Below are 20,612 nucleotides of genomic sequence, written 5' to 3' on the forward strand. Positions count from 1 at the left end.
GAGGGGCGAACGGACTATCCTCATGAGTGTCTCAAATATATTCTTGGTCAGATATTGCAAACTGCCCGGGAAGCCGACAACACACGAACACTCTCCCAGGAGCACACCATGAGCATTGCTAGGGTGGACCAGACGCCACAATTCGACCCCCGCGCATTCCGCGATGTCATGGGCCATTACCCGACCGGCGTCGTCGTGGTCTCAGCCATGGTCAACGACGCCCCCGTGGGTATGGTGGTGGGCACTTTCAGCTCAGTCTCCCTGGAGCCGCCGCTGGTTTCGTTCATGCCCATGACCACGTCATCGACCTACCCGAAACTGCGTGGAGCAGACCACGTCTGCATCTCCGTGTTCGCCCACGACCAGATGCGGGCCTGCCGCACTCTGGCTTCCAAGGATCCGGAGAAGTTCGACAAGGTCGGATGGACTCTCTCGCCCTCAGGCGCCCCCATGATCGACGGCGCCGTCGCGCATATCCATGGGCGTATCACCGAGGAGGTGGAGGCCGGTGACCACTACATCACCCTGGTCTCGGTTGACGACATGGCCATCGACCGAGGCGTGACCCCGCTGCTGTTCTTCCAAGGCGGCTACGGCGGCTTCTCGACCACCGGCCTGTCCGCTCACGTGGACGAGTCGCTGATTTCGGCGGTCCGGCTGGCCGAGGCCACTCGCCCGCAGCTCGACGCACTTGCCCAGAGGTTCGGCTGCTCCGCCGCAGCCCTGGTCCAGATCAGTTCCTTGGACCAAACGATCGGTGCCACGTCGTACGGCGGCAACACCGACGCTGACGAACGCATCGGCGTCCGGATTCCTTTGATCCCGCCGTTGGGCGAGGCGGCGGTGGCATGGAGCCCAGACCAGGTCGATGCCTGGCTGGGCCGGATCTTCCCGCAGGACGAGGATGTCATCACCTTTTATCGGCAGGCTCTCACCCGCGTGCGCGAACAGGGATACGCCATCTCCCGCATCGACCAGGATCCGGCCGGCTATGACGCACTCAGTGAGGCCCTGGCCGAGTGGGCCGACGCTGAGCTGACGCCCGCCCGTGATCGCGCGGTCCGCACCACCATCGCACAGAGCCGCCAGTACTTCGGATGCTCGCTGGACGAGGGGGAGACCGATATCGACCTGGCATCCGTGGTCGTACCGGTCTTCGCCCCCGAGGCTGACCAACCTACCAACTCCGGACTTGTTATTCGGCTCGGCAACCTGCCCTCTGGTGTGGATGTAGCCACGGTCCGGGGATGGGCGTCGGCCCTTCAGGAGGCAGCAGCAGAAGTCAGTCGCACCTTGGCGGGTCCGGCTGCCAGGGACTATCGGCGGTACGCCGCAGCCGGCCTGCGCTCGGCCTGAGCCATCGCAAGGCCGGCGGAGCAGCCGGCCGGATGCCGTCAGCAACAGAACAACCACACATGAGAACGATCGGGGGCTCGCTTATGCGATCTGTGTCTCAGCCAACGTCAGAGATAAAGGAGAGCTCAGTGGGAGCACGACGTGGATATGAATACCTAGCGGGACTGAAGGACGGACGCAAGGTCTGGTACGGAAGCGAGCAGATCGATGTGACTGAACATCCGGACTTCGCCGGCTCCCTTGCGGGAATGGCCGAGTACTTCGACTACCAGTGGGAGCATTGGGACGACTGCCTGTTCGAGAGTCCCGACACCGGCGACCTGATCTCTGTATCTCACCTGCGTCCCGCCAACCAAGAGGACATCGAGCGCCGGCACCGTGCCTTTGACCGGTTCGCCCGCTATTCCATGGGCATGCTCGGCCGCACTCCCGACTACGTGAATGTGGTCTTGGCTGGACACGTCTCACGCACAGATCTGTGGGAGAAGGCCGCCTCCGCCACGGTGTACTTCGAGCGTATCAAGGCGTACCAGAAGTACGTGGCCGAGAACGATCTGGCCCTGACGCACACCATCGTCCACGCCAACATCGACAAATCGATCGGTGAGCTGGACGGGGCCAACGCCGACCTCACTCTTCAGGTAGTGGACCGCACCGATGAGGGCGTGATCGTGCGCGGCGCGAAGGTTCTGGCGACCCTTGGCCCGATAGCCGATGAGATCTATGTTTACCCGGCAACTCCCATCAAGCCCGGATACGAGAAGTACGCCCTGTCTTTCGCCATCCCCGTGGAGGCCGAGGGCATCGCAATTATCTGCCGTGATCACTACGGTGTGGATGCCTCCCGCGAGGACCGGCCGTTCTCGTCCCGGTTTGACGAGCAGGACGGGGTGGTCATATTCAACGACGTGCTCATCCCGCATGACCGCATCTTCATTGATGGCGAGCTGGATCTCTACAACTCGGTAAATCAGGGAACCGCTACAGGATGTACACAGCAGCAGACGGCCATCCGTGCCGCGGTGAAGCTGGAGTTTGCCTATGATTTGCTCACCGAGATGGTTCGGGTCACTGGGTCAAATGCGCGTCAGGACGTGATCACTATGCTCGGTGAGGTCCACAGCTTCCTGGTGATGACCCGGGCGATCATCGACTCCGCTGAGCGCCGAGCCCATAACTGGGGCGGTGGTGCCTACTTTGTGCACGATGACATCGGGGTGGTGCGCACGATCATGCCGGAGTGGATGATCCGGGTGAACGACATCATCAAAACTGTCGGGTCGCACAATCTGCTGGCCACCCCCTCCCTAGCGGCGTTCGATAATCCGGAGCTGGCTTCGATGCTCGAGAAGTACCTTCCGGGAGCGGGGGACATCAGCGCCCAGGAACGTTCCCGGATCTTCCGAACTGCCTGGGATTTCGCCGGTTCGGCCCTGGGCTCGCGTATCGAGCTGTATGAGCGGTTCTACCTCGGTTCGGTCGGACGCGCGCGCATGCTTGAGCACATCAAGGGACAGCGCAACGGAGACAAGGGAACCGTGTGGGAGTTCCTCGATCGTCAGAAGCTTCCGACCGCAGGCCAGGCGTGATCCAAAGCCATGGACAAGACACTTACGGCGGTCCTGACCGACCATCTGGCGGCAGCGGACTTTGAATCGCTGCCCTCGGAAGCGGTAGACCGGGCCAAGACGCGCGTCCTGGATGCTCTGGGGCTGATTGCCGCCGGGACTCAGGCTGAGGGCAGCTCCTCATTGATCGACCTGGTCACCGGCTGGGGTGGCCGTCCAGAGGCGACCGTGCTGACCACAGGCGCCAAGGTGCCCGCGATGCATGCCGCACTGTCCAATGCGGCGCTGATGAGGTCATACGATTTCGAGCCGGTCGGGGCTGACCACGCCGAGGGAGTGCAGATCCCCTCGCACATCACCGGCACTACCGTCTCGGTGGCGCTTGCCATGGCCGAGGCACGCGGACGCGGTGGCCGGGACCTGCTCACCGCGCTGATTTACGGGGACGATCTGGCCGCCAGGCTCGGTCATGCCACCGGCTTCGACGTCTACGGCGGCGGAGACAACACCGGGACGATCAATGCTCTCGGCGGCGTGGCCACGGCCGGACTGCTTATGAAGCAGGACGCTGCCACCTTGCACCACGGACTCGGTCTGGCCATCAACCAGGTCTCCGGGACCATCGACAACATCAATGACAAGACCCTGGCGTTCAAGCTGCCGATCTCCCTGTCCGCTCGCAACGCCGTGTTCTCCGCTGAGCTGGCCGGGACGGGGTTCGGGGGGCCAGAAGACCCAATCGGGGGACGTTTCGGCTTCCTTGCCCAGTGGAGCGCCGCGCCGCAACCCGAGAAGATCACCGATGGTCTGGGTCAGGAGTTCTACGCCGACGCCGTCATTAAGCCGTGGCCGACCTGCCGGGCGAGCCAGGCATCGCTGGATGCCACGGTGCAACTGGTCGAGGCGCATCGACTCACTCCCGACGACGTGGAGAGCATCGAGATCCATGTGAATCCGCAGACCAAGGCCGGGTTCGTCGGGCAGGAGTTTACCGTTGGAAGCTGCCCGGAGGTCTCCGGCGCCTTCAGTATCAGGTTCGCTGTCGCCACGGCGCTGATGTACGGAACCGTTGGACTGCAGCACATGAACGAGGCGCACATGCGCGATCCAGCGCTGCAGAGGACGCTGGACAAGATTGAGATCGTCGGTTCGCTGCCCCGGGAACAGGCTCGAACGGCCGAGGTCGAGGCGCGGCTCGTCTCCGGTGATCGCCACCGAATTCGTGTCGACCAGGTCCTTGGGGACATCCACTTCGCCCCGTTGGGCCGTGAGCGCATCGAGGCGAAGTTCCGTAACAACATCGCGTGGAACGGAACTCTGGAGGACTCCATTGCTGACCGTGTGCTGGAGCTGGTCCACCATTTGGAACAGCTGGAGGACCTGTCCGAGTTGGTCGCGCTGCTGGCGGAGCCGGCCGGACACCGCTGACCACGAACGAACCAGACACACCACGGTGTCCACTGATCTGAGGGTCTGCAGGACCGTTGGCGGCCCAGCCCAAATTGAGCACCTATCCAGGGTGTCCGCTCCTGGCAGACACCACCGACGTCAAGGGAAAGGCCTACCGCACAATGACTGCGAAGCCCACTCGCCGCATGGCGCTGACAACATTCCTCATCCCGGCAGGCCACCACAAAGACTCGTGGCGCCGGGACGGTAGCCGAATCGAGGAGGTCCCAAATCTGGACTTCATCGTCGAGCTTGCACAGATGGCCGAGAAGGCCAAGATTGATGCCGTCTTCTTGGGTGACATCGCCAATGCCAACCCCACACTGCGCGGCGACATCAAGACCAACGGCTACTTCGAGCCGATCTCCACGTTATCCGCCATTGCCGCCCGGACCACCGACATCGGGCTGATTGGCACCATGTCGACTTCCTTCGAAAGCCCGTACACGGTGGCCCGCCAGATCGCAGGCGTCGACCACATGTCCGGGGGACGTGCCGGGTGGAACCTGGTCACCTCCTTCGACGGATTCCAGAACTATGGATTCGACGCGATCCCCGAACCGGCCGAACGCTACCGCCGGGCCCGAGAGTTCGCGGACGTTGTGAAAGCGCTGTGGGACTCCTGGGGTGATGACGCCGTCATCAGCGACCGGGCCTCTGGCAACTTCATCGATCCCACCAACGTACGTCGAATCAATCACAAGGGCGAGTACTTCCAGGTGGAGGGTCCGGCCCCTGGCCCACGATCCCCCCAAGGCCACCCGGTGATCGTCCAGGCGGGATCCTCGGGCCCTGGGTTGGAGCTGGGAAGCTCGGTGGCCGATGCGATCTACACCGCCCAACCAGTCAAGGAACGCTCGGTCGAGTTCTATACCCAGTTCAAGAAGATGCTGGCGGACAAGGGGCGGGATCCTGACCACACCAAAATACTGCCCGGCATCCTTCCGATCATCGGAAACACCATGAAGGAGGCAGAGGAGCTGGCCGAAGAGCTGGGCAGCTACGTCAATCTGGAGTACGGGCGACAGCAGGTCTCCTCCGGCCTCGCCGGACTGGACCTGTCCTTGTTGGACTATGACGACACGATCCCTTCCGAGTGGCTAAGAGATGAGCCGGAACTGGGAAGCCGTTACCACGTGTACCGGCGCAAGGTCATCGACCAGAATATGACCCTGCGCGAACTGATCATTGACATGGCACGTTCAGCCGGTCACCAATGGATCATCGGCACGCCCCAGACGATTGCGGACAACATGGTGGACTGGTTCGAGTCCGGAGCCTGTGACGGCTTCAATCTAAACTCGCCCTACAATCCGGGCGGTATGCGTCAGATGTGCGACCTGCTGATTCCGGAGCTGCAGGACCGCGGCTACGTCCGGACAGAGTACGAGGGAACTACCTTGCGCGAGCATTTCGGCCTACCTCGTCCTGCTGCCTGATCTGCTCTAATCGAAACTGCCGCCGCGCTCCAGCCGCTGGGCTCGGACTTTGTCTGTGCCCGGGTGGGCTTATGGGCAGATAAGCAGTCTCTCCAGCAGCAGATAAGCGCTGCAGCCGTTAGTGCGTGTACCACCAGGGTCGGCCGACTTGAGCCACGCCGGTGCAAGGCCTGCGACCTTCGTTTTCCTCACGGCATCGACGTTATTCATGGCCCCGCAAGCCGTGCCTTAGTCAGCGATCAACTCCCGCCGGGCCGGACCCGGTGGCTTGGAGGGCTGGCTCCGAATTCCCCTGCTTTTGGGGATGGCGACCGGCGGCCTGCTCGGGTCACACCGACCGCTTGATCAGAAGGCTGCCCAGCCCTGATTCAGGACTGTGACCCATACAGGAATGCCTCGGACTGAACTTCGTCCGGGCGGCGCCGGCCGTACCGCAACCAGGAATATCTACCCGTTTGCGAGGAATGAACCCCGCATCACAATGACCACTGTGGCCTGTTGTCCCCTTCGTCATCGGCGTGGACACGCACGCCCTCACCCACACCTATGCTGTGCATGCCGCCGCCGCTGAGCATCTGGGCACGGAGCGGTTCACGGACACGCGCACGGGCAGATCAAGTACAAACGCGGGTAGCTAACCGCACGGAGGAGACGTCGGGGCCTCTCTGGGCCATTAAAGGGGCCGGCAGTTACGGCTAAAGGGGCCGGCAGTTACGGCGCGCTGCTCACCGGAACCGTCATACATCCGACTACCAGGTTGTGGAGGCTCCCAGGGTCCGGGCATCGCCACGGCCCGGTGCGCGGCCGGGACATCTAATCCGCTGGACTTGGTTGCAATCCTGTCGCTATGGGGCAACAACCTCGCCGAAACCGACTGGCCAGCACGCCCTTCTACACGCACTTTTGCTGTCGCTGCTGGACCACTATGACGTGCCTCACGAAAAGTGCTGTGCAGTAGCTCACTTTTACGTTATGGTGTGGGTTATGCATTCTTTCCACGAGAGTGTTATATCCAGTCATATTGGAATCAGGAGAAATAGGCGCATGAAGAAGATGAACCGTATGGTGCCCCGTTGGACTGCTCTTGCCATGGCGTGTGCAGGTGTCATGGCGGTCACGGCCTGTGGAGGCGACGCCGCTGAGTCCGCCGCGGGGAAGACGATCACCGTGTTGCATGCACCCATTAACTACGAGCCGCTGTACATCGCCGAACAAAAAGGGTTCTTCGATGAGGTCGGCTTGGATGTGGAGATCCGCCCTGGCGGCACGGCCCAGGACAACCTGAGCCAGCTTGTAGGAGGATCGGCTGACATCAGCACGGTTTCTTGGGACGCCGCCGTGACCGCTACTGCTCAGGACCTCCCCATCAAGCTGATCTCCGGCGCGGGTCTCATCTCGAAGGTGGTCGACACCTCCGGAGTCGTTGTACGCAAGGACAGCGGCATCACCGACCTGTCCGGATTGGAAGGCAAGACGATCGCCTTCAACTCTCTCGGCTCCGGAGGCAACGTCCCGGTATTGCAGGCTCTGACTGACGCTGGCGTGAACCTGGACAGCGTCAAGCAGGTCGCACTGCCCTATGCCTCGATGCGTACCTCGCTGTCGAGTTCCCAGGTGGATGCCATCTTCCCGTCGGACAGCTTCTACAACCAGGTCATCTCCGATGACTCGTTTCACGTAATTGCCAATCCTTCCCGTGAGTATCGCGCCGGGCTCGGCATCACTTTGTGGGCCGCCACGGACCCATGGCTACAGCAGAATGGAGAGACGGCCAAGAAGTTCAATGAAGCCATGGCCAAGGCCGTTGACTTTTACAACGACGAGGCCAACGTGGACGCCGTCTACGAGGTGCGCAGCGAGGTGACCGGAAACTCCATCGAGGATTCCAAGGGCCCGCTGGTTGAGCAGCAGGTGGCAGTCGATCCCGAGGTGTCACAGAAAACAACTGACGCTTTGGAGGAGTTCGGCATGATCTCCAGCCCCAAGAGCGTTGACGAGATCTTGTGGGAAGGAACTCCCCGCGCCTGAGCGGAGATGTGACCTATGGCTACAACTACAACCACCCCAATGGCGTTCAGCCGCCAGCCGAGCATTGACTGGACGCTGACCCTCCAGCGAATGACTGCCCTGGCAGCGATCCTGCTCATCTGGCAACTGGCCGTGATGAGCGGGATCCTACCCAAGATCACCCCCGGCATCCCCGAGATCCTGACCTCCATCTCTACCGTGGTCACTACGTCGAACTTTTGGGACGGCTTCGGCCACACGCTCTTCGCCGCCTCGGCGGGCTGGCTGCTCTCCTGTGCAATCGGCGTCGTCCTGGGGCTGCTGATCGGGACGATCCGTCCGCTGGACCGCTCAACCGCGTCGATCGTTGAGTTTGGCCGCGCCTTCCCGACCATCGCGCTTATGCCGGTGATGATGCTGGTGCTGGGTGCCACCACGAACATGAAGATCACAATGGTGGTGCTGGCCGCGGTCTGGCCCGTGCTGGTGCAGTCGATCCTCGGATCGCGGAGACTGGATCCGGGCATCGTATCCACCGCGAAGGTCTTTCAGATCCCGAGGGGCCTGTGGTTCCGCAGAGTGTTGTTGCCGGCAGCCATGCCGTTCATCGCTACCGGCGTGCGGATCTCAGCGTCCATCGCGATCCTGGCCGCAGTCGGAGTCGAGGTCCTGACCCAGGTGCCAGGGCTGGGACGACTGATCACACTGGCCCAGGAAGCAGAGCGTTGGGACAACGCGTTCGCCTACTTGTTCTTCGCGGGCATCTTCGGCTGGCTTGTGGCCTCTCTACTGGGCCGGGCCGAGGGCCGGCTGCTCCGATGGAACAGGCAGAGTGATGACTGACCCTTCCACGATCAGCACCTCCCCCTCCGATAACCTCCAGTGCATCAACCCCGAACCGTCCGGGAGCATCCTATGAGAACTTTGACAAACGTGCTGTGGTGGCTCTGGCTGCCCGTCCTACTAATCGTCCTCTGGTGGTTCGCCTCGGCGAACAGCACCAACCTGTTCGTTCCCCCGCTCTCGCGGATCCTCCACGTTATGGTCCGGGACCTTACCAACGGCGTACTGCTCGAGGCCATGAGCGCGAGTCTCTTCAACCTGGCGATAGGTCTGCTGATCGCGAGCGTGGTGGGCGTGGCCCTGGGGCTCATCCTGGGCGAGACAAAACGACTGCGGCTGGTTCTCGACCCCTATATACACTTCGTGCGCTCCGTGCCACAGTCGGCCTTGGTTCCGCTGATCATCGGCATCTTCGGATTGGGCTCGACCTCGAAGATCTACGCCGTGGCCCTCGCCTGCGTCTGGCCGATCCTGCTGAACGCGATCGATGGAAGTCTGGGCGTGGAGGTCGGGGCGCGACGAGTGTCCCGCGTCTTCGGTATCCCGCGGATGCTCTACTACCGTCGTGTGGTGCTGCCCGGGGCCATGCCCCAGATCATCGCCGGCATCCGCGTAGCCCTACCAATCGGCATCGTCGTCATGGTAGTCAGCGAGCTTTTCGCCTCGAACGTCGGATTGGGCTTCTACATCCTGAACTCCTCCAGCACTTTCCAGATCCCGGAGACTTGGAGTGGGGCACTGCTGGTGGGTGTCATCGGCTACATCCTCGTGATCGGCTTCAGTTTTATCGACAGGCAGATCCTGGCCTGGTACTACAAATCCGGCGCCCGCTGATGGGCCACGACACGTCTTTTACAAGGAGTTTGAACCATGTCTAACACCGAAAGCGTCTCCGCCGGTACGCTGACAAGCATCAGCGGAGATGTCCTGCTGCGCGTCACAGACCTCTCGCTGGGCTACGGGGAGGGTGCTGATGAGAAGTGCATCATCGAGGACCTGAGCCTCACTGTCGGCAACGGGGAGTTCGTCTCGATCGTCGGCCCGTCCGGCGTCGGCAAAACGACTCTGCTTAAAGGCCTGTCCGGTCTGCTCAAGCCCAAGGCCGGCCAAGTCATGGTGAGTGGGGGTATCCTCGATGGACCGCACCGTGATGTGGCAGTAGTCTTCCAGGACTACTCACGATCCCTGATGCCGTGGATGACCACCCGCGAGAACATCGCCTTCCCGCTGCAAGGGCGCGGCCAGAAGAAGCCCGTGCGCAACAAGGCCGCAGACGAGGCCCTCGATGCCGTAGGGCTGGGAGGCCAAGGGGACAAGTACCCGTGGGAGATGTCCGGTGGCATGCAGCAGCGTGTGGCCATAGCCCGTGCACTGGCGTACAACGCCAAAGTGTTGCTGATGGACGAGCCGTTCGCCTCCGTCGATGCGCAAACACGCTTCGACCTCGAAGACCTGGTGATCGACCTCCGGGAGAAGCTCGGAGTGACGATTATGCTCGTCACTCACGACGTGGACGAGGCCATCTATCTAGCTGACAGGGTGATCGTCATCGCCGAGAAGCCAGCGACCGTCGTGGACGTGATCGAGACCGGATTCGGCACGCACCGTGATCAAGTTGCCACCAAGGCGGACCCGCGGTTCCAGGACGCCCGCGGGCGCATCCTGACCCGACTCCGCAAGTAGCGCCGGGCGTCCAAACGCTTACGTGGGGGCGTGAGGTCGGCCGTCGGAACAGGTGCGATGTGCGCAGGTGAGGAGGTTGCGACAGTGTTCGCAGCCGTTTCACCTGACCGTGATGGCCTCCTCGACCGGGCCGATGCCATGCGAGCGATACTCACTGAAATCATAGATCGATCCCTTCCTGGCTAAGGCCCGGTCGTCGCCCGGCCAGATAGATGGGCAGGGGCTCCTCGTCATAGATCTGCTCCAGGTCCGTGTGGGGACTCCACGAAAGCTCCGGTGCGCTCGACACACTGTGGGCGGCGATGTTGTGCCCTTGCCCTGATTAGTGTGACCCCTTAATGCCTACGTGGCAGGCAGGAAAAATATGAAGATCATCCCCGATGATGTCCGGATCCTGGGGTCCAACGTATCTGCGAAAGAAAACATTGGGCTGCAAGCCCTTCCGCTAATCACGGGTTCGGGGCACGGACGGTACCTCTGGAGCATGAGGATGAGGATGCACAATCAAGCTGGGGTCTGCGCCTCATCCAACAGACTTTCAGCCTGGGCGATTCGCTGTGCCTCCGGAAGGAACCCCACCTCGAGGATGTTATTCATGGACTTCGTGTAGTGCTCTCGCAGTAACCGTCCTGCTAACTGGGCGTCTCGATCCACCACTGCCTGCAGAATTTCTCGGTGCTCCTGGTCCATGTCGCGGCTCACAGACTTCTGCGAAGGCGCCGACCAGCGTCGATGCAGGGAGTTCTCATCGGCCAGCACGGAGGTCAGGTCGATCAGTACGGGCAGCCCACACGCCGAGAGCATCTTCTTGTGGAAATTGTCATGGGCCTCGACCCAGTCAGGGTTTAGCTCCAGGCTCCCCTCCAAGAAGCGTGGAATGCGCTCCAACATATGATGGGCGGCGAAGACTTCAGACTCCCAGTGCAGGTCGCCCCGCTCGATGGCGAGCTGGATGCCGAACTCCTCGGCGCGGCACCTCAGCTCGTTGAAGTCCCGCAGCTCATCGAGCGAGATCTGGGGAACGAAAAAGCCACGATTCGGCTTGAGCTCCACCAGCCGGTCACCAGAGAGTCGGGTTAGGGCTTCCCGCACGACGGTGCTGGAGGTCTCGTAATGCTTGGATAAGGGCATCAGCTGAAGATTCTGCCCCGGGACCCAGCGCCCCGCCAGGATGTCTTTGCGTATCCGGTCGCGTAAGCCGGTGCTGAGGGTTTCGGAAGTGCCGCTTCGAGCCATGACTGCAATATACTTTAAACTACGCAAAGATGTCACGCTCTACACCTTTGTGTATTGCAGACTAATCTGTGCATTCTTGTCCGTGGCTGTCTGTCCAAATCTGTTAAAACCCCTGTACTCGTGGCTACAGGCGTTACCTTCCTGGTGGCCCTGAACAATCTCCGGCTGGTCTTGTCCTTACATCAATCAGCTCCCCCGGGCCGGCCCCGGTGGCACCCCCGATCACGAAACGGCTGGGGGCGCAAACCATGCCGGGCCGACGCGGCCAGCAGCTATTCTTGCCGCCGAGCGCCCGGGGTGAATCGTCGGTGATCACCTTCATCCAACCTGTGCAGGGTTTGTCCACCACACCACTGTCATCGACTGTTACTTGAAGAAAACGGGCTGGTCCACCGGCGATCCCATGCCTACCGATCTCATCACCGATGCGCTCAAGAACGCCGCCACGACCCTAATCGAGCCTCTGGCGATATGGCAGTCGGGTCGGCGCAGCGTCTACAACCTCGACCGGAGTTTAGAGCCGTGGTGACCGCCTGGGCATGCGATTGTCAGTGGGCGCACCGTGCGTGCTGGGACAATAGCATGTTGCCGTCTCGGCTGAACCGCCGGTGGCGTTTCCACACCGTCCGCTAGGGCCGAACGCAGGCGGTAGATCGCGCCAGGCGACCCCGGCACCGGTACCGGTGTTGGTATCGGTAGACAAGGCCCTGAAAAGAGCCTGCCCGATAGGCAGGTGCTTTCCTCTCGTGTCGCCGACTCAGCGCTGCTCGCGCAGCCGGGCCGGCCAAACGCCCTGTTTGCCGGGGTTCACGACTCCATTGGGATCCAAGGCATCCTTCAGGGTCTCCTGGAAGCGCAGGACCGCATGATCGTTAAAGGAGAACTCGGCGGCGATGTCGTCCATATTGTCGATGTGGCCCCGGTAGGGGGTGTAGCCGCGGCGAGCCGCGGCCTGCCGGACCTCCTCGTACAGTGCGCGTGCCCGAGCCAGCTGCTCCTCGTTGCCATTCTCGAAGAAGATCATGGTGACGTGCACTAGGTGCCGGGCGTAGATGTGGTAGCCGATGTAGAGATCGAAGCCGTACTTAGTGTAAAGAGCTTTGACCACGTTGTAGAAATCCATTACCGCATCGCCGCGAGCGGGCAGTAGGGGTGCGATGTCGATGTGGCCGCCGTCCTCGGCATACCACCCTAGGGTGTCGTAGGCCTTCAGAGACGGGACTCCGGCCATCGTCGTATGGTCCTTCGGGTCAATGTCGTCGTAGGTGACAGGCTGGCCGTCCTTGCCCTCATATATACGTGCCTGCACTTGAAATCCGGGACCGTCGAAGGCAGCCTCGATGATACGCAGCCGTTCGCGGACCATGCCCGGATCCCCGTAGAGGGCGAAACGCGCGTTCCAGTGCCCGATGCCCATCTTGTCGCGCATCTGTTCCACGACATCGTCGGGGATGGATCCTTTGCCCTCATACCAAGTGGACCGAGGGCCCTGCATAGTCCCGGCACGCACTACGTTGCCGACCAGGCAGTTGTTTTGGAAAACCTCGCGCCGGCGCAGATCAGCGATGGTGTCAATCAGCTGGGGAAGATCCTCCACCCGGTCTACCGTGATGTCACCGGAGGCGAAGACCTCGGGCCAGGGCATCAGCCAGAGGCCGGCGCGCACAACGATCCCGAGGCCGGATTGGGTGAACAGCTGGTCGATGTTGGGTCCGAAACCGCCCTTAAAGACATTGGCCAACGGGCTGTCCTCCAGTGCCCACATACCGGTGCGAAGCAGAGACCCGTCCGGCAGGACTACCTCCAGCCCGCACAGCTGCTGGACGTGGTCTCCATACGGAGACATGCCGTAGCCGCGGTCCAACGCGTTGCCGAGAACGGACCCCCAGCCCAGGGCTGGCACGGAGACGAACAGGGGAAGCTTGTTCTCCTGGATGTGGTCGTAGAGGTTGAAGAAAGTCACGCCGGGCTCGATGACCGCGTAAGCCAACTCCGGGTCTACCTGGTGGATGGCGTCCATCCTGCTCAGGTCCAAGACGACCTGGTTCTGGGTGCGGGGCGCCGACCCCCCATAACCCAAGTTCTTGCCCCGGGAGACCGTCCAAAGCAGCGTACTCGTCTCGTTGGCAAGACGGACAACCTCTTGAACCTCTTCGACGCTTCCGGGGCGCACGCCCGCGACCGCGTCGCGGCCGGTGTGCAGCGGAAATGGGTCAGCGTATGCCCTCTCGCCCCCCGGCCGGACCACATTCTGTTCACCAACGATGGATGCGGCCCTATCAAGGAATGTGGCGGTCATGGTGCTCCTGAGAGTCCGGTCCGGCAGGCATTCTGAACGGTGCCGGATAGGTGTTGGCAGCCGAAGCGGCATGCCGAAGGTATTCCACAATCATCACCGGAATGCATTGTTAAGTAAAATGTCCATTCTGGGGTAACCCCTCAATCTGTGCTCAACTGCAGACTATCGGTCCAAACTCTCCTGACTATCAGGTCGCGGGTCCTTGATATTAGGACATGCGGCTCGTATGCTGCTTTACAGTTCGAGAGAGGACACCCAGATGAACGAACGCAAGGTGGGACGCTGCACGGATGCAGTGGTAGTTGGAGCGGGGCCGGTCGGGATGACGACGGCTGCGCTGCTGGCCGCACGCGGAATCACGGTGATGGTCCTGGAAATGCGCTCCGGCACCAGCGAGGAACCGAAGGCCATCAGCATCGATGACGAGGCCTTGCGGACCTACCAGCAGGCAGGCATCGACCAGGAAATTTCCAGCATCATTGTGCCGGGAACCGGAACCCGTTATTACGACGCCGACAACCGTCCTATGTTCCAGGCCCGCGGCGCGATCCCCTACCGTTTGGGCCACCCCTTCAAAAACCCCTTTGCGCAGCCCGACCTTGAAAGAGTCCTGGCCCAGGGCCTGATCAACCACGATCTGGTGACCTTGGAGTACAACACCAAGGTCACGCACGTAGAGCAGGACGATGCCTTCGCCTACTTGACCACCGAAGGCCCGGCAGGTACGGAAACTATCGCCGCCCGCTACGCCCTCGGCGCAGACGGGGGCCGATCGATCGTCCGAGAACTGGTAATGGACAACGCGATGTCCGGTCGCAGCTATTCGGACGTCTGGCTGGTGGCCGACACCCTCGAGGATCCGCACATTGAGCGCTACGCGATGCACCACGGCGACCCGAACCGCCCGCACGTGATCGTTCCAGGTTTGAACGGCCGCTGCCGCTACGAATTCCGGCTCTTCGACGGCGAAGGAGAACCGGGCCATGCCCCGGACTTTGAATTGATCAAGAAGCTGGTGGCCCCGTACCGCAGCATCGAACCTCAGCAGGTCGAACGCGCCACCAACTACCGTTTCAACGCTGCCAACGCTGACCGCTACCGCGCAGGCAGGTTCTTCGTGCTGGGCGACGCGGCCCACATGATGCCGCCATTTGCGGGCCAAGGCCTGAACTCGGGAATCCGCGACGCCGCGAACCTGACGTGGAAGGTCGCCGAGGTCATCCAAGGCAAGGCGCCGGACAGCATTCTCGAAAGCTACGAGCCCGAGCGCAAGCCCCACGCCGGCGCGATCATCGCGCAGTCCGTCCGCTTGGGCAGCGTCGTGATGAGCACATCCGAGCGGCTGGCCCGCCACCGTGACAAGATCATCCGCGAGTCACTCGCCACCGATGATGGCCGGGCCTTCTTCGAGGAAATGCGCTACCGCCCCGTCGCCCAGTTCGACTCGGAGCTGACGGTCACCGAGAACGCCGGACGTGCCATCGGCCAACCGCTGGTGTTCGACACCAGCTCGCGGACCACCGCACGTATGGACCACATCGTCGGCGACGGCTGGGTGCTGTTCGGCGTCGACGTGGTCCCAGGGGACTGGACGGAGGCCAACCAACTGGCACAGCGCTTCGGCGCTTCGCGCTGGTACATCCCATTTGACGACATCCAGCCGCGCAACGCCGACGTCGACGGGCTGCTAATCGACCTGGATGGTTCGCTCTACCGCGAATTCGAAGGCTACCGCGGGTACTTCGTACTCCTCCGCCCGGACCGCTTCACCTCCGCGGTGTTCGCCCCAGCAGGACTGCCCGCCGTCCTGGACAAAACCGCCTCACTGCAGCTGTCCGGCCCGCTACTTCCTACCGCTGCCCGCTAGAACCTGCTAAACCCACCGATTGAACGAAGGAAACACCATGGAACGTCCAGCACGCGTCATCCTCGAGGAAAAGGGCGCCGCCGGCGCCCTGGGTGAAACCACGGTCTCCCACATCGGCTTCCGTGTCCCCGACGTCGAGGCGGCCGAGGCCTTCTACGGCCGGGTCCTCGGCCTGGTCCGCCACGCGGAGCTGCCCGACGGCGTCCGCCTCGGCTGGGGCGGCGGCCACCACGTCCTCGACCTTATCGAAGGCCCCAAGGGGCTGGCCTATTACGGCTTCGAGGTCCGCGATGCCGGCGGTCTGGCGGGCATCCGCGAACGCCTCGAGACCGCAGGGCACGACTTGCGCGAGCTCGACACCTCCTACATAACCGCCCCCCTGGGCAAGCCCGAAGGCATCGCCGTTACCGATCCGGACGGCACCGAGGTCCACTTCCATACCCAGGTCCAGCGCCAGGGAGAGAACACCGCCGACACCGGCCGCCGCCCGATCAAGTTCCAGCACACCACGCTGGGCACCGGCGACGTCGCCCGCCTGGTCTCCTTCTACACCGACGTGGTTGGTTTCCGCATCTCCGACCAGCTCCAGGACGGAAAGTTCTGCTGGCTGCGTTCGGACAAAGACCACCACACCCTCGCAGTCGTGTACGTCGGAGCGGGCGGGGACATCGACCACTACTCCTACGACCTTGCGGAGTGGCAGGACTTCAAGGTCTGGTGCGACCGCCTCACCGAACTCAACGTGGACGTTGCCTGGGGCCCGGGCCGCCACGGTCCGGGCAACAATCTCTTCGTCTTCTTCGATGACCCGGCCGGTAACCACATCGAGCTGTCCGCCGAGATGGAGAAGTTCTACGACGACCGCGTCACCTACGTCCCGCGCCGTTGGGAACCGGTTGCCCACAGCGTAAACCTCTGGGGTGGCCAACTGCCGAACTGGCGCAAGGTAAGCCAGCCCAACTAATCATCCAAAAGGAAGTAAGGAACTCTCATGGCATACGCAAACTACGAACACGACGGCCGCCTGCGGGTCGGTGAGGTCCAGGGCGACTTCCTGGTTCCGCTCAACGGCATCACGGAGATCGGCCCGAACACGTCCCTGGAGATCCTGCGCGGGGCGGCCCTGCTGGACGACGAGCAAGTTGCCGTCCAGGCGGTGCGACTGCGGCCGGCCTCCCCCTCGGCCGCACGGATCGTCTGCGTGGGGCTGAACTACAAGTCGCATATCGAGGAAACAAACCGGGACCTACCCACCTACCCCGTCATGTTCCCCAAATACGCCTCCAGCTTCATCGGCCCGACCGACGATATCGTGCTGCCGCCTGAGGCGCAGCAGGTCGACTACGAAGGCGAACTCGCCGTCATTATCGGCAAGGCCGGCCGCCGCATCAGGGAAGAGGACGCGTTGGAACATGTGTTGGGCTATGCGGTCTGCAACGACGTGACCATGCGCGACTACCAGTACAAGACGCACCAGTGGATGCAGGGCAAGGCTTGGGACAACTCCACCCCGATCGGCCCTTACGTCGTGACGCCGGAGGAGGTGGACCTCACCTCCGCGGGCATCAGCACCACGCTCAATGGCCAAGTCGTACAGAAGTCCGACCTGTCGCACTTGATTTTCAGCATCCCGCGCTTGATAGCAACCGTCTCGGAGTTCACCCGCCTCGAATCCGGCGACGTAATTCTCACCGGCACCCCCTCCGGAGTCGGCTTTCGCCGCGACCCTCAGATATTCCTGCACGACGGCGACACGGTCACCGTCGAGATCGAGGGCATCGGCCGGGTAACCAACAAGGTCGTCGCCGAAGCCCTGTAGAGACCTCCCGCGGCCTGGTGGCTGCACGAACAGCACCAGGCCGCAGGGCCGTGCCCAGCGAAACCAGACGACGTCCAGGTTTCCGATCACGGATCGGCTTATCGATAAGCTGAGGCACATGAGTTCACATGCTTCCACCAGCGGATATCGAGACCGCAACAGCACAGCGGACCGTGCACTCACCATCCTCGAGATGTTCAACGAGGCGAAGTTCTCGGTTTCCGCCGTAGAGGTGGCCGCAGTACTGTCAGTGGCCAGGTCCACGGCCTACAGGTACCTCGAGTCACTGGTTTCGCGCGGCTTCCTCGAAGAGTCGCCCGCCGGAGGCTTCCGACTGGGACTCCGGATCCTTGAATTGGCGCACGTGGCCCGACAAGGCTACGGGCTGTCCGAGGTGGCGCTGCCTCAGATGCGTGCGCTGTGCGATCGGTTCGGACAGGCAGTACTGCTCACGCGACGGGCCGGAACTTCCGTCGTATGCCTCGAGCGTGAAGTACCCCTGGGCCAGCTGCTACGCATCTCCTATGAGCGCGGTAGCCAGCTGCCCCTGACAGCTGGCGCTTCGGCGCTGGTCCTGCTCGCATGGCTGGACGACGCCGAGGCCCGCCAGCTGTTTGACGCCATTCAACGGCCACGATTCACCGAACGCACCTTATCTGAGCCGGAAGACCTCCTGGCCCGGCTGCATGAGATTCGCGCGGCTGGCTACGCGATGACCCACGCAGAGGTCGATCCCGACGCCCTCGGCATCGCCGCCCCCATTTTCGATCCGCGCGGCGAGGTCGCCGCCGGTGTCAGCGTGGTGGCCCTGGGCAGCCGCGTGGACGCTGAAGAACGCCAGGAGATCATTAAGGCCGTCCGGGATTCGGCCGAACAAATCAGCAACACCCTTCGTATCGCCGCAGGATAACAAAACAGGCCCCCATCGCTCTTTGCCGCGATCCCCGCCAAATTCTGTCCTTATGTGGTTGCTACATCGAATGCGTCGGACGCGACGAGGTTGGACAAGGCTGAAAACCGGCCCGCGCCGTCGATTTCAGCCACGATTCAGTTTTCGGTATTCTTGGGCCAGTCCTAGACCCCAAGGTGATGCTGCGTGCCCGGCAAGGCACAACGGGAAGTTGTCGCCCCCGGCTAAAAGACTTGCCAGGGCTGGCTTGCCCGAGGGTAAATGAGGTAGCCGATCCAAGCCCGAAGGTGTGGACAATGTCCACAGCCCCCTTTATCCAAGCTAGAGCAACTCCGGAAGCCATCCCGAGGTCGGCCGTCGCAGCTCTTTTGGACGGCGGCAGGAGTCTTCGGAAACTAACCAAGTACTTCCCCGGCCGCCGCATCCTGGGCCCTCTGCCACAGCTAACAAAAGGTGCGAAATCGTCATTTTCCAAACGGGCGCTTGCTGATTTCACGCAGGCATTCTCCAAGTGCTGACCGAACGTGGGACGCCCGCGACGACCCGTCAACGCTCTGATGGCGAACATGGTCCCTGTCGGAGTAGTCGCGTACGCCGCTTCGCATCCAAGGGCTGGATCGACGGCACCTTGAAGGTCATAGTGGAAGGATCCCTGGGATCCTCAATTTCCCGTGGATAGTATCTGGGACAGGACACCACCGTATCGCGAGGGTCAGTGAGAACGTGATCGAAGCAGCTGCTGCCGTTATTGGCCGGAACAATGTCACCATGTTGGGCCGCGATGATGGGCCGGTGATGATGTTTGCCCATGGTTTTGGCTGTGATCAGGCTATGTGGCAGAAGCTGCTGCCTTATTTCGTTGATGAATACCGTCTTGTGCTTTTTGATCATGTTGGTGCAGGACACTCCGATATCAGCGCCTATGACTGGGAGAAGTACGGGTCCCTGGATGGTTACGCCTCAGACCTGCTGGAGATTTGCGCCGCCCTTGAACTTGAGGACGTCATCCTGGTGGGCCACAGCGTCAGCACGATGATCGCCGTGATCGCCGCAGTGCAGGACCCCAACCGTTTCTCCCACCTGGTCCTGCTTGCTCCTTCACCCCGCCATACGGATGACCCGTACGACGGCTACGTGGGCGGATTTTCGCGAGAAGACATCGAGGGCCTGCTCGCATCTCTGGACAGCAACTATTTCGCCTGGGCCGCAGCCTTGGCGCCCATGGTGATGGGCAACCCCCAGGAGCCGGAACTGGCGGAGGACCTGCGTGTCAGCTTCTGCCGGACAAATCCCGCCATCGCGCGGCACTTCGCCGGGGTAACTTTCTTTTCCGACACCCGCGCTGAACTGAAAAAGGTGCGGACCAGCTGCCTGATTCTGCAGTGCTCCGACGATCGGCTTGCCCCGCCGGAAGTGGGCGCCTACCTGCACAAGAATCTGGAACACAGCACCCTGGTGCAGCTTCAGGCCACCGGCCACTGCCCCCACGTTAGCGCTCCGGAGGAAACGGCCAGGGCGATCATGCACTACCTCGGCACCCGCTTGTGACAGGCGCCGCCTTCCCCAGCGACGACGACTCCCACGTCCTGGCGCAAACCTCCAGTTCCCGCCCATCCGCGACAGGCTCATCGCAGACATCCCCGGCCTGGACGAACCCATGCAACGCACCCTGTTCGCCCGAACCGAAGGCGCACCCGCTTGGTTCCGCATCGAATGGGCGCAACAACTGCTCCTGCACGCCTACACCCGCACCAGCCCCCAACACCAGGCACCCGTCCTCACCGCCATCGGCTACATCAACTGGCGGGAAGGCAAAGGCAGCAAAACACACCAATTCCTCCATGAACAAAACCACCGCCTACAAAACACTGCCCTACGCAATGCCGTAAAGCACGAGAAGGCAGCGGGGATCAGAGCTTGATTCACCCCCCAAGCGCGCACAGAATCCTCAGGCTCCGCAAAAAGATAAATCATCGGCGATCGAAAAGGTTTTGGTGAGTGACCGGCGTCAGACCCCGTGGTGGCGGCAGCCGCCACTCAGAACGGGCAAGTAGGACCTGGAGACTACCCTCCTGCCTGCGGAGCGGCTATGGTCTCGGTCATGAGACCGATCATCCTCCTCGACATCAACGGTGT

16 protein-coding genes and 1 pseudogene are annotated in these 20,612 nt (G+C 62.1%); 15 read left to right on the plus strand and 2 right to left on the minus strand.

The window, feature by feature from the left end; all coding sequences use genetic code 11:
* Positions 1 to 108: 108 nt before the first annotated feature.
* The 8 genes from AC5RU7_RS16975 to AC5RU7_RS17010 all read left to right on the plus strand — a co-directional run bounded on the left by AC5RU7_RS16975 (position 109) and on the right by AC5RU7_RS17010 (position 10,345).
* Entirely contained in the window at positions 109 to 1,356 is a 1,248-nt protein-coding gene (locus AC5RU7_RS16975) for a flavin reductase (protein ID WP_494053211.1), read from the plus strand.
* Between the two features lie 128 nt (positions 1,357 to 1,484).
* Positions 1,485 to 2,945, plus strand: a complete 1,461-nt coding sequence (locus tag AC5RU7_RS16980) for a 4-hydroxyphenylacetate 3-hydroxylase N-terminal domain-containing protein (protein WP_494011141.1) — start codon at positions 1,485 to 1,487, stop codon at positions 2,943 to 2,945.
* Between the two features lie 9 nt (positions 2,946 to 2,954).
* The gene (locus AC5RU7_RS16985; RefSeq protein ID WP_494053212.1) at positions 2,955 to 4,352 is read left to right on the plus strand and encodes an MmgE/PrpD family protein; all 1,398 of its coding nucleotides are present in this window, start codon (positions 2,955 to 2,957) and stop codon (positions 4,350 to 4,352) included.
* Between the two features lie 167 nt (positions 4,353 to 4,519).
* Complete coding sequence (locus AC5RU7_RS16990; RefSeq protein ID WP_494011139.1) at positions 4,520 to 5,812, plus strand: NtaA/DmoA family FMN-dependent monooxygenase; 1,293 nt, start codon at positions 4,520 to 4,522, stop codon at positions 5,810 to 5,812.
* A 1,044-nt stretch (positions 5,813 to 6,856) separates the two neighbouring features.
* Positions 6,857 to 7,840, plus strand: coding sequence for an ABC transporter substrate-binding protein (locus tag AC5RU7_RS16995; RefSeq protein ID WP_494011138.1), 984 nt, complete (start codon positions 6,857 to 6,859; stop codon positions 7,838 to 7,840).
* 15 nt (positions 7,841 to 7,855) lie between these two features.
* Positions 7,856 to 8,662 (plus strand): ABC transporter permease, encoded by an 807-nt coding sequence (locus tag AC5RU7_RS17000; protein ID WP_494053213.1) that lies wholly within the window; start codon positions 7,856 to 7,858, stop codon positions 8,660 to 8,662.
* 72 nt (positions 8,663 to 8,734) lie between these two features.
* Positions 8,735 to 9,496 carry an ABC transporter permease gene (locus AC5RU7_RS17005; RefSeq protein WP_494011136.1) on the plus strand — a complete coding sequence of 254 codons (762 nt, stop codon included), beginning with the start codon at positions 8,735 to 8,737 and terminating at the stop codon, positions 9,494 to 9,496.
* Between the two features lie 36 nt (positions 9,497 to 9,532).
* Positions 9,533 to 10,345 (plus strand): ABC transporter ATP-binding protein, encoded by an 813-nt coding sequence (locus AC5RU7_RS17010; RefSeq protein ID WP_494053214.1) that lies wholly within the window; start codon positions 9,533 to 9,535, stop codon positions 10,343 to 10,345.
* 504 nt (positions 10,346 to 10,849) lie between these two features.
* On the opposite strand, the gene AC5RU7_RS17015 is transcribed toward AC5RU7_RS17010, so the two are convergent.
* The gene (locus tag AC5RU7_RS17015) at positions 10,850 to 11,617 is read right to left on the minus strand and encodes a GntR family transcriptional regulator (protein WP_494053215.1); all 768 of its coding nucleotides are present in this window, start codon (positions 11,615 to 11,617) and stop codon (positions 10,850 to 10,852) included.
* A 721-nt stretch (positions 11,618 to 12,338) separates the two neighbouring features.
* Positions 12,339 to 13,880 carry an FAD-binding oxidoreductase gene (locus AC5RU7_RS17020; protein WP_494011132.1) on the minus strand — a complete coding sequence of 514 codons (1,542 nt, stop codon included), beginning with the start codon at positions 13,878 to 13,880 and terminating at the stop codon, positions 12,339 to 12,341.
* A gap of 259 nt (positions 13,881 to 14,139) precedes the next feature.
* Here AC5RU7_RS17020 and AC5RU7_RS17025 point away from each other — a divergent pair.
* From AC5RU7_RS17025 to AC5RU7_RS17055, 7 genes and pseudogenes are all read left to right on the plus strand, one after another.
* Positions 14,140 to 15,168, plus strand: a pseudogene (locus AC5RU7_RS17025) (FAD-dependent monooxygenase); the annotation flags it as partial.
* 126 nt (positions 15,169 to 15,294) lie between these two features.
* The gene (locus tag AC5RU7_RS17030) at positions 15,295 to 15,747 is read left to right on the plus strand and encodes a hypothetical protein (protein ID WP_494053221.1); all 453 of its coding nucleotides are present in this window, start codon (positions 15,295 to 15,297) and stop codon (positions 15,745 to 15,747) included.
* Positions 15,748 to 15,784: 37 nt separating this feature from the next.
* Positions 15,785 to 16,711 carry a VOC family protein gene (locus tag AC5RU7_RS17035; protein ID WP_494053216.1) on the plus strand — a complete coding sequence of 309 codons (927 nt, stop codon included), beginning with the start codon at positions 15,785 to 15,787 and terminating at the stop codon, positions 16,709 to 16,711.
* Positions 16,712 to 16,738: 27 nt separating this feature from the next.
* Positions 16,739 to 17,566, plus strand: coding sequence for a fumarylacetoacetate hydrolase family protein (locus AC5RU7_RS17040; protein ID WP_494053217.1), 828 nt, complete (start codon positions 16,739 to 16,741; stop codon positions 17,564 to 17,566).
* 118 nt (positions 17,567 to 17,684) lie between these two features.
* Entirely contained in the window at positions 17,685 to 18,476 is a 792-nt protein-coding gene (locus AC5RU7_RS17045) for an IclR family transcriptional regulator (protein WP_494053218.1), read from the plus strand.
* Between the two features lie 723 nt (positions 18,477 to 19,199).
* Entirely contained in the window at positions 19,200 to 20,024 is an 825-nt protein-coding gene (locus AC5RU7_RS17050; RefSeq protein WP_494053219.1) for an alpha/beta fold hydrolase, read from the plus strand.
* Positions 20,025 to 20,133: 109 nt separating this feature from the next.
* On the plus strand, positions 20,134 to 20,397 hold the full coding sequence (locus AC5RU7_RS17055; protein WP_494011127.1) for a hypothetical protein: 264 nt from the start codon (positions 20,134 to 20,136) through the stop codon (positions 20,395 to 20,397).
* Positions 20,398 to 20,612 lie beyond the last annotated feature (215 nt).

This window comes from Arthrobacter sp. K410C, from assembly GCF_059090105.1.

Bases quoted from the DNA above. Each gene is read 5' to 3' on its own strand.
- AC5RU7_RS17000 (WP_494053213.1), top strand. From the start codon at position 7,856: ATGGCTACAACTACAACCACCCCAATGGCGTTCAGCCGCCAGCCGAGC.
- AC5RU7_RS17010 (WP_494053214.1), top strand. From the start codon at position 9,533: ATGTCTAACACCGAAAGCGTCTCCGCCGGTACGCTGACAAGCATCAGC.
- AC5RU7_RS16995 (WP_494011138.1), top strand. From the start codon at position 6,857: ATGAAGAAGATGAACCGTATGGTGCCCCGTTGGACTGCTCTTGCCATG.
- AC5RU7_RS17055 (WP_494011127.1), top strand. From the start codon at position 20,134: ATGCAACGCACCCTGTTCGCCCGAACCGAAGGCGCACCCGCTTGGTTC.
- AC5RU7_RS16975 (WP_494053211.1), top strand. From the start codon at position 109: ATGAGCATTGCTAGGGTGGACCAGACGCCACAATTCGACCCCCGCGCA.
- AC5RU7_RS17030 (WP_494053221.1), top strand. From the start codon at position 15,295: ATGCGCTACCGCCCCGTCGCCCAGTTCGACTCGGAGCTGACGGTCACC.
- AC5RU7_RS17035 (WP_494053216.1), top strand. From the start codon at position 15,785: ATGGAACGTCCAGCACGCGTCATCCTCGAGGAAAAGGGCGCCGCCGGC.
- AC5RU7_RS17045 (WP_494053218.1), top strand. From the start codon at position 17,685: ATGAGTTCACATGCTTCCACCAGCGGATATCGAGACCGCAACAGCACA.
- AC5RU7_RS16985 (WP_494053212.1), top strand. From the start codon at position 2,955: ATGGACAAGACACTTACGGCGGTCCTGACCGACCATCTGGCGGCAGCG.
- AC5RU7_RS17005 (WP_494011136.1), top strand. From the start codon at position 8,735: ATGAGAACTTTGACAAACGTGCTGTGGTGGCTCTGGCTGCCCGTCCTA.
- AC5RU7_RS17040 (WP_494053217.1), top strand. From the start codon at position 16,739: ATGGCATACGCAAACTACGAACACGACGGCCGCCTGCGGGTCGGTGAG.
- AC5RU7_RS17020 (WP_494011132.1), bottom strand. From the start codon at position 13,880: ATGACCGCCACATTCCTTGATAGGGCCGCATCCATCGTTGGTGAACAG.
- AC5RU7_RS16990 (WP_494011139.1), top strand. From the start codon at position 4,520: ATGGCGCTGACAACATTCCTCATCCCGGCAGGCCACCACAAAGACTCG.